Origin of the sequence: Streptomyces sp. PA03-3a, assembly GCF_033792735.1 — a bacterium.
Classification (GTDB): Bacteria; Actinomycetota; Actinomycetes; order Streptomycetales; family Streptomycetaceae; genus Actinacidiphila.
Window position 1 is genome coordinate 18,288 of record NZ_JARAVM010000062.1, and the last position, 11,412, is coordinate 29,699.

Consider the following 11,412-nt stretch of genomic DNA (forward strand, 5'->3'; position numbering starts at 1 on the left):
CCCCCGTGCCCGGAGCCGTCGCTCCGGTACAGTCCGCGCGTGACCACTCGTCAGAAGGACAGCCACTGCGCCTACTGCGGTGCGGAGTACGCCCCCGGCGCGGGCTGGCCGCGCTCCTGTGCGGTCTGCGGCGGCATCACGTACCGCAATCCGCTTCCCGTCGCCGTCGCCCTGCTGCCCGTGCGCACCCCCGGGGGCACCGGACTGCTCCTCGTGCGCCGGTCCATCGAGCCGCGGCGCGGACTGCTCGCCCTGCCCGGCGGCTTCGTGGACCTCGGCGAGACGTGGCAGGAGGCCGTGGTCCGCGAACTCGACGAGGAGACCGGCGTCAAGGCCGCCGCCGGCGACGTACGGCTGGCGGACGCCCTCAGCGGCGACACGGGGCACCTGCTGCTCTTCGGCCTCCTGCCGGAGCGCAGCGCCGAGGACCTCCCGCCCGCCGTCGCCACCGACGAGACGGACGGCCGGGAGATCCTCCTCGCCCCGGCGGAGCTGGCGTTCCCGCTGCACACCGAGGCGGCGCGCAACTGGTTCGGCGGCCGCTACTGAGGTGCCGCCTCAGCGGCCGCTACCGGGCGGCGGCGCCGCGCACCCGCACCCGGTACCCCACCTCGTCGTGCTCCTCGCGCACCACGACGACCTCGCCGTCCGCAATCCGTGAGGTGAACCGCTCCACCCGCGGTTCGGCCCAGCCGTCCCCGGCGTCGGTGACCAGCGCGCCGCCCCCGTCGCGCCCGGGCGCCGGCGCCCACACCTCCAGGGCCACCGTGCCGTCCTCCTCCGCCACCGGCACCACGGCACCGGCCCTGGCCAGCACCGGGACGCGCTCCCGCGGCGCGGGCAACAGCACCTGCCCGGGCCCCTGGTACGCCTCCCCGGTCGCGGTGTCGTACCACAGGCCCCGCGGCAGCCGCACCGCCCGTTCCGTCGCCCCTTGCTCCAGCACCGGCGCCACCAGCAGCGCGTCCCCCAGCAGGAAGGCGTCCCCGCAGGCACGCAGCTTGCGGTCCTCCGGGTCGCCCCACCACACCGGCCGCACATAGGGCGCGCCCGTACGCCGCGCGGTGTGCGCCAGCGTGTACAGGTACGGCATCAGGCGCTCCCGTTCGCGCATCGCCGCCCCGGCCGCCTCCAGGACCTCCGGCCCGAACTCCCACGGCTCGCGTTGCCCGGCGCCGATCGCCGAGTGCGTACGGAAGAAGGGGAAGTGCGCGGCCATCTGGAACCAGCGCAGATACAGCTCCGGCGACGGGTTCCCGGTGAAACCGCCCACGTCCGGCCCCGAGTACGGCACCCCGCACAGGCCCAGTCCCAGCACCAGCGACAACGAGGAGCGCAGTCCCGGCCAGCCCGTCGACACATCGCCCGACCAGGTGCCGCCGTACCGCTGCATGCCCGCCCAGCCGGAACGGGAGAACAGGAACGGCCGGGAGTCGGGGCGCAGTTCGCGCAGCCCCTCGTGCCCGGCCCGGGCCATGGTCAGCCCGTACACGTTGTGGGCCTCGCGGTGGTCGCCGCCGCGGCCCTCCAGGGCGTGCCGGGCGGAGCGGGGGAGGGTGGTGTCGCCGAACGCGGCGAAGGACACCGGCTCGTTCATGTCGTGCCACACCCCGGCGAAGCCCTGGGTCAGCCGTTCCGCGTAGAGCCCGCCCCACCATGTGCGCGCCCGCGGGTCGGTGAAGTCGGGGAAGAGCGCGTCGCCCGGCCACACCACGCCGCGCACCGGGTGCCCCTGCGCGTCCCGTACGAAGGCGTCGGCCGCGACCCCGCTGTCGTGCACCGCGTTGCCCGCCTCCAGTTTGACCGCCGGGTCGACGATGGACACCAGGCGCACCCCGTGCCCGCGCAGCTCCTCGGCGAGCGCGGGCAGGTCGGGGAAGCGCTCGCGGTCGACGGTGAAGACCCGGTGGCCGTCGTAGTGGTCGATGTCCAGGTGCAGCGCGGAGAGCGGCAGCTCCCGTTCGCGGTAGCCCGCCGCGACCCGCCGCACTTCCGCCGACGTGCCGAAGCCCCAGCGCGAGTGCTGGTACCCAAGGGCCCAGCGCGGCGGCAGCGCCGGCCGGCCGGTCAGCGCGGTCCAGGAGGCGAGGATCCGCGCGGGCGTGCCGGGGATCACCCAGTAGCGCAGCGGGCCGCCGTCCATGCGCGTCTCGCAGCCGCCGGGGCGGTCGTGGCCGGAACCCGCGCCCTCCTCCCCGTCGCGCAGGGTCACCCGGCCGTCCCAGGTGTTGTCGTGGAAGACCAGATGGCTGCCCGCGTCGGCGACGACCAGTTGCAGCGGCATGGTGATGTACAGCGGATCGGTGTGCGGCTCGAAGGCGCCGCCGGGGTCGGTGTTCCACAGCCGGTACGTGCCCTCGCCCAGCCGCGGTCCCGAGGCCCGCCCGCCGAGCCCGAACACGGCCGCGTCCGCCGGCGTCTCCGAGCGCTGCACCCAGCGCGGCTGCGCGCCCTCCGCCGTGTTCACCGGGTCCCACCAGCGCGGTGGCAGGTCACGCCGCAGCAGCAGGCCGCCCGGTGTGCGGAACTCCACCGCCCCGTGCCGGGAGACCAGCACCGTGATCCGCTCCGACACCACCCGCCAGCCGTCCTTGTCGGGCTCGATGACGGCCCGTGTGTCGGCGTCGGGGCAGCCGCCGTCCAGCGCGTACGAGGGCTCCGGCTCGGCACCGTCCCAGCCGCAGAACACCGCGCCGCCGACCGCGACCCGCACCCGCAGGGTCGAGCGGGCGAAGCGGACCAGGCCGCCGCCCGGCAGCGGGTCCGCGCCGTCGGCGGGTCCCGGCACCCGCGCCCGCTCCGGCCCCCGTCGTGGGAGGTCCCGCGCGTCCGTACGCTGCCGGCGCCATGCCGCGCGCACCGCCCTCAGCCCGTTCGCCGATCCGACCTGCCGTACCTGTCGCACCAGGTCCCGAGCATCCATAAGGCCCACCCTTTCACCGTTCCCGCCCGCCCCGCCGCCGGCCGGCCGCCTTTCATCCGGCGGCCGGGCACATGCTTCCACCCCCGAATGTGTGGGGTGTGCCCTGGCGCCGGAGACGATCACGTGGCATCGTCCTGCCCATCCGTGACCGGGGACATTCCGCCCGGCCGGGTGTCCAGCAGCACATCACGCAGCGTCGCGTACCGTCCGGGAGCCGCCCCATGAGCACCACACCTGAGTCCACCGCCGACCCGGCGACCGAGCGGCCCCTGTGGCAGCCGGGCCCGGACCGTGTCTCCGGTGCCCAGGTGACGCGCTTCCAGGCCTGGGCGGCCGAGCACCACGGCGCGCCCGCCCCCGACGCCGCCGACCCCGTCGCCGGCTACCAGGCGCTGCACGCCTGGTCGGTGCGCGAGGCCGAGACCTTCTGGCGCTCCGTCGTCGAGTGGTTCGACGTGCGCTTCTCCTCGCCGTACGAGACCGTCCTCGCCGACGCCTCCATGCCCGGCGCGACGTGGTTCCCCGGAGCCACCCTCAACTACGCCGAGCACGCCCTGCGTCCCGCCGGCGACGCGGCGCGGGCCGGTGAGCCCGCCCTGCTCCACCTCGACGAGCGGCACGAGATCGGCGCCACCAGCTGGGCCGGACTGCGCCGCCAGGTCGCCTCCCTCGCCCACGAGCTGCGCGCCCTCGGGGTCCGTCCCGGCGACCGCGTCAGCGGCTACCTGCCCAACGTCCCCCAGGCCGTCGTCGCCCTGCTGGCCACCGCCGCCGTCGGCGGCGTGTGGACGTCCTGCGCCCCGGACTTCGGCGCCCGCAGCGTGCTGGACCGCTTCCAGCAGGTCGAGCCCGTCGTCCTGTTCACCGTCGACGGCTACCGCTACGGCGGCAAGGAGCACGACCGCACCGGCGTCGTCGCCGAACTGCGCGCCGAACTGCCCTCGCTGCGCGCCGTCGTGCACATCCCGCTACTGGGCACGCCCGTCCCCGAGGGCGCCCTGGACTGGGACTCCCTGGTCTCCGGCGATCCCGAGCCGGTCTACGAGCAGGTCCCCTTCGACCACCCGCTGTGGGTGCTCTACTCCTCCGGCACCACCGGCCTGCCCAAGGCCATCGTCCAGTCCCAGGGCGGCATCCTGCTGGAGCACCTCAAGCAGACCGGCCTCCACCTCGACCTCGGGCCGGGTGACCGGTTCTTCTGGTACACCTCCACCGGCTGGATGATGTGGAACTTCCTCGTCGGCGGGCTGCTCGCGGGCTCCACGATCGTCCTGTACGACGGCAGCCCCGGCTTCCCCGACACCGGCGCCCAATGGGGCGTGGCCGAGCGCACCGGCACCACGGTGTTCGGCACCTCCGCCGCGTACGTCATCGCCTGCCGCAAGGCCGGCGTCCGCCCCGGCCGCGACCACGACCTGTCGGCCGTCACATGCGTGGCCACCACCGGCTCCCCGCTCCCGCCGGACGGCTTCCGCTGGATCCACGACGAGGTCAAGGAGGACCTGTGGATCGCCTCCGTCAGCGGCGGCACCGACGTGTGCAGCTGCTTCGCGGGCGGCGTCCCGACCCTCCCGGTGTACATCGGAGAGCTCCAGGCCCCCTGCCTCGGCACCGACCTGCAGGCCTGGGACCCGTACGGCAAGCCCGTCACCGACGAGGTCGGCGAGCTGGTCGTCACCAACCCCATGCCGTCGATGCCCGTCCACTTCTGGAACGACCCCGACGGCAGCCGCTACCACGACAGCTACTTCGAGATGTTCCCCGGCGTCTGGCGGCACGGCGACTGGATCACCCTGACCTCGCGCGGCACCGTGGTCATCCACGGCCGTTCCGACTCCACCCTCAACCGCCAGGGCGTCCGCATGGGCTCGGCCGACATCTACGAGGCCGTCGAACGGCTCCCGGAGATCCGCGAGTCGCTCGTCATCGGCATCGAGGAGCCCGACGGCGGTTACTGGATGCCCCTGTTCGTGCAGCTCGCCGAGGGCGCGGTGCTCGACGACGCCCTCCGCGACAAGGTCAGGCGCACCATCCGCGAGCAGCTCTCGCCCCGCCACGTCCCGGACGAGATCATCCCGGTGCCCGGCATCCCGCACACCCTCACCGGCAAGCGCATCGAGGTCCCGGTGAAGAAGCTGCTGCAGGGCACGCCGATGGACAAGGCCGTCAATCCGGGCTCCGTCGACAACGTGGAGCTGCTCCGGTTCTACCAGGAACTGGCCCGCACCCGCGGCTGAGCGCCCGTACGGGGGAGGGGCGGGCCCGCGCCCGCCTCACCCCCCGTACGTCGCGCCGAACTCGCCCAGCACGTCCGCGAAGTCGGCGGCCAGGGCACCCGCCTCCGGGGGTTCCAGAGCGGCGGTCGTGATGCGTACGCCCGGCCCCGCCGCGAGCCGGAACCTCGCCCCCGCGGCCACCCACCACCCGCGCGAGCGCAGGCCGTTGACCACCGCCGCCTCGTCCCGCACCGGCACCCACACGTTCAGCCCGCTCGCGCCGTGCGCCGCGATCCCGCGCGCGCCCAGCTCCGCCACGAGTGCCTCGCGCCGCTGCGCGTACGCGTCCCGGGCGGCCTCCACCAGCAGCAGCGCCGTGGGGTCCGTCATCAGCCGCGCGGCCATCCCCTGCAGCACATGGCTGATCCAGCCCGAGGTGAGCAGCAGCCGCCCGTCGTGCCGCGCCAGCGTCGTCGGGTCGCAGGCGAGGGCCGCCCACCGCAGGTCCGTGCCCAGGTACTTGGTGACCGTACGCACCTGCGCCCAGCGCGGCAGCCCGCCCGAGGCGAGGCTGTGCAGCGGTACGCCCGCGACCTCCGCGGCGTGGTCGTTCTCGACCACGAGCACGTCCGGCGCGTCCCGCAGCACGCCGAGCAGCGCGTCCCGCCGCTCGGGAGAGAAGGCCCCTCCGTACGGGTTCTGTGAGCGCGGACTGCACACCACCGCCCGGGCCCCGGCCCGCAGCGCGTCGCGCAGCGCGTCGGGCCGCATGCCCTCGTCGTCCACCGCGACCGGCACCATGCGCAGGCCCAGCGCGGGCACCAGGTCGAGCAGATGGTGGTAGCCCGGGTCCTCCATCGCCACCGCGTCGCCCGGCCGCAGTTCGACCGAGAGCAGCCGCCCCACGCAGTCGAGCGCGCTGTGCGCGAAGGTCACGTCGTCCGCCGGCACGCCGTCGCGGCCGAACCACGCGCGGGTCGGCTCCTCGAGCTCGGGCAGCCGCGGAGCCGACCGGTGCGAGCGCGCCCCGGGCGTCACCCGCACCGACGGCGGCAGCTCCGGCAGGAACGCCGCGTCCGGATGGCCGCCCGCCAGGTCCCGCAGCCCGGCCGGCACCTTCGGCGGTCTCCTGGACGCCACCGACGGCGCCTGCGCGACGACGGTGCCGCCACGCCCGCGCGTGACGACGATCCCGCGCTGCCGAAGCTCCTTGTAGGCGGTCGCCACCGTGCCGGGGCTCACTCCCAGGCGGTCGGCCAGCGTCCGCACCGGCGGGAGCGCGGCACCGGGGGACAACGTCCCTTCTGCCACTCCTCGTTCGACGGACGCGGCGATGCCCTTGGCGCTCGTGCCGCTGATCGCATATTGTGTTGCCACATTCGTAAGTCTGTATCAATACAAACTTCGGGTCAAGGGGGCAGTACATGCGATTCCCTCGCAGCCGCAGCGACATCGAGCACCTCGTACCGGGCGGCCGCGACGGTCGCCGCATGCTCTGGGTGAGCTTCACCGACAAGGCCGGATCCGGCCTCTGGTACGGCACTTCGGCGCTCTACTACACCTTCGTGGCCGGACTCGCCCCGCACGAGATCGGCCTCCTGCTCGGCGTCGCCGGAGCCGTCGGCGTCGCGGGCACCCCCGTCGCGGGCCGCGTCGCCGACCGCGTCCCGCTCACCCGGCTGCTCCCGGCCGTCCACGCGCTGCGCGCCGCGGCCGCCGTCGGCATCCTGTTCACCGGCACCCTCTGGCTGCTGCTCCCCATCGCCGCGCTCGGCAGCCTCGGCGACCGCTCCGCCTCGGTCCTCACCAAGCTGTACGCCGCCCGCGTCGCCGGCCCCGACCGCGTGCGCTACCAGGCACTCCAGCGCACCGTGGTGAACATCGGCTTCGGCATCGGCGGACTCGCCGCCGCCGTCGCCCTGGCCGTCGGCACCGGCACCGCCTACCGCACCATGCTCGTCGGGGACGCGCTCTCCTTCGCCGGTGCCGCCCTGCTCGTCCTGCGCTGCGCCGAACCACCGTCGCCCGTACGCGTGGTGGCCACGGCCGCCACCGCCGGCGGGGAGCCGCCCCTGAGCAAGGCCCCGGCCACCGGCCCCTGGCGCGACCGCGGCTACCTCGCCTACACCGCCACCGAGGCCCTGCTGTTCCTCGACGACACGGCGCTCAACGTCGGCCTGCCCCTGTGGATCGCCACCGCGACCGCCGCGCCGCACAGCCTCGTCGCCCTGCTCTTCGTGCTCAACAACGTCCTCGTCGTGCTCTTCCAGGTCCGCCTCAGCCGCCTCGGCGACGAGCCCCGCAGGGCCGCCGCGTCCCTTCCGCTGCTCGGCCTCGCCTTCCTCGTCGCGGGAGGCGCCATGGCCGTCTCGGCCGTGGACTCGGCGGGCATCGCCGTCGTCGCCCTCGTCGTCGCCGCCACGGCCTTCACCGCCGCGGAGATCGTCCACGCCGCGATCTCCTGGGAGCTGTCGCTGGCCCTCGCCCCCGGCCGGTCCCAGGGCGCCTACCTCGGCGTCCACGGACTCGCGCAGTCGGCCCAGCGCTCGGCCGGCCCGGTGCTGCTCACCTCAGCCGTCATGGCCGCCGGCCCGCTCGGCTGGCTGGGCCTCGGCGGCGCGCTCGCGGCCGTCTCCGTGGGGCAGCGCACCCTCGTACGCCGCCGCCTGGACCGGCTGGACGCCCTGGAACGGCCCGGTGCCGCGGCCCCGCAGGCCCCCGCCGTCCCCAGCGGAACGGTCACTGTCAGTGGCGTCGATTACGGTGAGTGACAGTTGATCCGCCGTATCGAGGGGGAGCCGTCATGGCACACACCAAACACCGCAAGCAGAGCACCCGTCCTACCCGCGGCGCCGCGAGGAGCGGCCGCCGCACCCTGCGACGCGAGTCGCCGACCACCGTCGCCCTCCTCACCGACCCCGCCGACTTCGCCGCCATGCGCGGCTACCGAAGCTTCACCTTCGACGACCACGCGACCTACCTCCGGCAGATCGAGGGCCTGCTCCGCTCCCTTGCCTCCCGCGGCGTCCACGTCCGCGTCGGCCCCTTCGACCCGGACGAGTACGCCGAGTACTGCGCCGGCACCGGCCACGACCCCGACAGCTCGCGCTCCCGCACGCGCTACGCCGCCGACGTCACCACCACCGGACCCACCGTCCCCTACACCGGACAGCCCCTGGCACTCCTCGTCACCGAGCTCGAGTACGAGACGGGCCGCCAGGCCACCTGGGAACGGGCCTCCGGCATCCTGGCCGACGCCGGCGACTGCTCCGGCTGCGGCGACGACCTCGCCCGCACCTCCTTCGACCGCGCGTCCCAGGCCCTGATGCGCCTCCTCGAAGCCGCGGGACCGGGCCACCACCACCTCGTCTGCAGCGTCCCCGCCGAGGGCACCACGCTCCTCGCGGCCATGCACGCCCGCTGCGACGAGCAGGGCATGGTCCACCTCGCCGAGGCCGAGGCCCTGGTCTGCTGCACCGTCCTGGCCGCGGGCTTCGCCGAGGACAGCCCCGGAGGCCTCGTCCTGCGAAGCGGCGCGGGCGCCGGAGCGCCCCCGCCGGACCGTCCGGACGAAGTCCGGGGCTGGACCCTGCGCGACGGCTGGCTCCAGCCCCTCACCGAGGCACAGGTCTTCAACGCCTACTGCACCGACGCCGAGTCCGGCGACCCCGTACCCCCGGAGCCCGGAGTCGTCCACCGCCCCGGATTCGTCCTCCCGCCGCCGGAGGACGACTGAGCACGGCGGCACGGGGAACGGGGGAATGGGGGAACGGGGGAACGGGGAACGGGGGAACGCCGAGGGGCGCCCCACCCATGGTGGGACGCCCCTGGCGAGGACGGGAAACGATCACTCCCCGGACAGCACCGCCTGCGCCGCGCGCCGCGCCTCGTCGGCCGTGTCCGTCGCCCGGGCGGCCGCCGCCGCCCGCTCGCACTGCGCCAGGGTGTACTTCGCCAGCGTCGCCCGCACGTAGGGGAGCGACGCCGCGCCCATCGACAGGCTCGTCACGCCCAGACCCGTCAGGACGCACGCCAGCAGCGGATCGGAGGCAGCCTCACCGCACACACCGCAGCTCTTGCCCTCGGCCCGCGCGGCCTCGGCCGCCGCGGCCACCAGGTCCAGCAGCGCCGGCTGCCACGGATCCTGCAGCCGCGAGACCGAGCCGACCTGGCGGTCCGCCGCGAAGGTGTACTGCGCCAGGTCGTTCGTCCCCAGCGAGAGGAACTCGACCTCCTGCAGGATCGAGCGCGCCCGCAGCGCCGCCGACGGGATCTCCACCATCGCGCCGAACTTCGCGTGCAGCCCGGCCTCCCGGCACGCGTCCGCGAACGCCTTGGCGTCGACGCGGTCCGCGACCATGGGCGCCATGACCTCGAGGTACACCGGCAGGCCCTCGGCGGCCCTGGCCAGCGCCCGCAGCTGCGTGTGCAGCACGTCGGGGTGCGCGAGCAGCGTCCGCAGACCGCGCACACCGAGCGCCGGGTTCGGCTCGTCCGCCGGGGTCAGGAACTCCAGCGGCTTGTCCGCCCCCGCGTCCAGCACCCGGACGACCACCCGGCCCTCGGGGAAGGCCTCCAGCACCCGCCGGTACGCCTCGACCTGCTTCTCCTCCGACGGCGCGTTCTTCGAGTCGTCCAGGAAGAGGAACTCCGTGCGGAACAGGCCCACGCCCTCCGCGCCCGCCTTCACGGCGGCCTCGACGTCCGCGGGCCCGCCGACGTTCGCGAGCAGCGGCACCTTGTGCCCGTCCGAGGTGGCACCGGGACCGGAGCTCGCGGCGAGCGCCGCCCTGCGCTCCTCCGCGGCCTTCGCCAGCTCGGCCCGCCGGTCCCTGCCCGGGTCCACGTAGATGTCACCGGTGCTACCGTCCACGGCGACGACGGTGCCCTCCGCCAGCTCCGTGGCACCCGGCAGCGCCACCACCGCGGGCACCCCCAGCGCACGCGCGAGGATCGCGCTGTGGCTGGTCGGCCCGCCCTCCTCGGTGACGAAGCCGAGCACCAGCGTCGGGTCCAGCAGCGCGGTGTCGGCCGGCGCCAGGTCCCGCGCGATCAGGACGTACGGCTCGTCGCTGTCCGGGACACCCGGCATCGGCACCCCGAGCAGCCGCGCCACGATCCGGTTGCGCACGTCGTCCAGGTCGGCGACCCGCCCCGCCAGGTACTCGCCCGCGTTGGCGAGCAGCGCGCGGTAGGAGGCGAAGGCGTCGTAGACCGCTCGCTCCGCCGAACTGCCCACCGCGACGCGGCGCTCCACGTCGGCCAGCAGCTCCGGGTCCTGCGCCATCAGCGCCTGGGCCTCGAGCACCGCCTGCGCCTCGCCGCCGGCCAGGTTGCCGCGCGCGATCAGGTCGTTGGCCACCGCCTCGACCGCCTGACGCGCCCGGGCCTGCTCCCGAGGCGCCTCGTCGGCCGGAATCTGCTTGGCCGGGGGCTCGAGAACCGCGGTTCCCATGTGCCGTACCTCGCCGATCGCCACGCCGTGGCTGACACCGACGCCTCGCAGCGTTGTCTCCATCTCACCCGTCTCCGGTCGTCGCGGACGTTCGCGACCGCGTTTGCCTGTGTGTATGCGTCGGGAGTGGCCTTGCCGAAAGGCTACGTCCAAGAGAAGAGCGTGGCCCCGGCGGTCACCTCTCCGTCCTCGAGGAGGCCGGTCAGCGCCTCGGCCGTCGCCTCCAGCGCCACCACCGGGCACACCGGGGACTTACCGGCGGCCTCGACGGCCGCGGGGTCCCAGCGCACCATCTCCTGGCCGCGCACCACGGTGTCGCCCTTGTTGACCAGGACCTCGAAGCCCTCGCCGTTCAGCTGCACCGTGTCGATGCCGAGATGGGTCAGCACCCCATGTCCGTCCCTGTCCACCACGACGAACGCGTGCGCGTGCAGCGACACGACAACACCGTCCACCGGCGAGACGGCCACCGACGGCTCACGCACGGGGTCGATCGCGGTGCCGGGCCCGACCATGGCGCCCGAGAACACGGGGTCGGGCACCGCGGCCAGACCGATGACGTGCCCGGTCAGGGGCGACGAGACAGTCGTCATGATGAAGCCTCCAAGCAAGTGGTCCAGACCACTCAAGTCTGCCACCCCCGCGAGGCCCGGCATGCCAGGGCGTCGCACGGCGCCCCGGATTTGCTCCGACCGGGGTCCTCCAGTACTTTGGATCGACCCCGCGACGAGAACGCCACGGAGACGTGCGCCCTCGCAGCGGTTCGGTAAAACCGACGGAAAGCATCTGCTAAAGTCGGGGAGCGCGAAAGCCGAAAG

Annotated in this window: 8 protein-coding genes; 4 read left to right on the top strand and 4 right to left on the bottom strand. The window is 74.5% G+C overall.

What is annotated here, in order from left to right; genetic code table 11:
* Positions 1-39 precede the first annotated feature (39 nt).
* A complete protein-coding gene (locus PV342_RS38925) occupies positions 40-549 on the top strand; it encodes an NUDIX domain-containing protein (RefSeq protein WP_386990690.1) in 510 nt (169 codons plus the stop codon).
* A 19-nt stretch (positions 550-568) separates the two neighbouring features.
* Here PV342_RS38925 and PV342_RS38930 read toward each other — a convergent pair whose 3' ends face one another.
* A complete protein-coding gene (locus tag PV342_RS38930; RefSeq protein ID WP_400800102.1) occupies positions 569-2,923 on the bottom strand; it encodes a glycoside hydrolase family 31 protein in 2,355 nt (784 codons plus the stop codon).
* A 221-nt stretch (positions 2,924-3,144) separates the two neighbouring features.
* Between PV342_RS38930 and PV342_RS38935 the strand changes: the two genes are divergently transcribed.
* Positions 3,145-5,160 (top strand): acetoacetate--CoA ligase, encoded by a 2,016-nt coding sequence (locus tag PV342_RS38935; RefSeq protein WP_400800099.1) that lies wholly within the window; start codon positions 3,145-3,147, stop codon positions 5,158-5,160.
* A gap of 36 nt (positions 5,161-5,196) precedes the next feature.
* Here the strand turns inward: PV342_RS38935 and PV342_RS38940 are convergent, their stop codons facing one another.
* The gene (locus PV342_RS38940; protein ID WP_500320886.1) at positions 5,197-6,516 is read right to left on the bottom strand and encodes an aminotransferase class I/II-fold pyridoxal phosphate-dependent enzyme; all 1,320 of its coding nucleotides are present in this window, start codon (positions 6,514-6,516) and stop codon (positions 5,197-5,199) included.
* Positions 6,517-6,563: 47 nt separating this feature from the next.
* On the opposite strand from PV342_RS38940, the gene PV342_RS38945 reads away from it, so the two are divergent.
* Both PV342_RS38945 and PV342_RS38950 read left to right on the top strand, forming a co-directional pair.
* Entirely contained in the window at positions 6,564-7,910 is a 1,347-nt protein-coding gene (locus PV342_RS38945) for an MFS transporter (protein WP_400800093.1), read from the top strand.
* A 32-nt stretch (positions 7,911-7,942) separates the two neighbouring features.
* Entirely contained in the window at positions 7,943-8,875 is a 933-nt protein-coding gene (locus PV342_RS38950) for a DUF8829 domain-containing protein (RefSeq protein WP_400800091.1), read from the top strand.
* A 111-nt stretch (positions 8,876-8,986) separates the two neighbouring features.
* Here PV342_RS38950 and ptsP read toward each other — a convergent pair whose 3' ends face one another.
* Positions 8,987-10,657: a phosphoenolpyruvate--protein phosphotransferase gene (gene ptsP / locus PV342_RS38955; protein ID WP_500320888.1), complete on the bottom strand. Its 1,671-nt coding sequence runs from the start codon at positions 10,655-10,657 to the stop codon at positions 8,987-8,989.
* Between the two features lie 80 nt (positions 10,658-10,737).
* Positions 10,738-11,187: a PTS sugar transporter subunit IIA gene (locus PV342_RS38960; protein ID WP_386990702.1), complete on the bottom strand. Its 450-nt coding sequence runs from the start codon at positions 11,185-11,187 to the stop codon at positions 10,738-10,740.
* Positions 11,188-11,412: the final 225 nt, after the last annotated feature.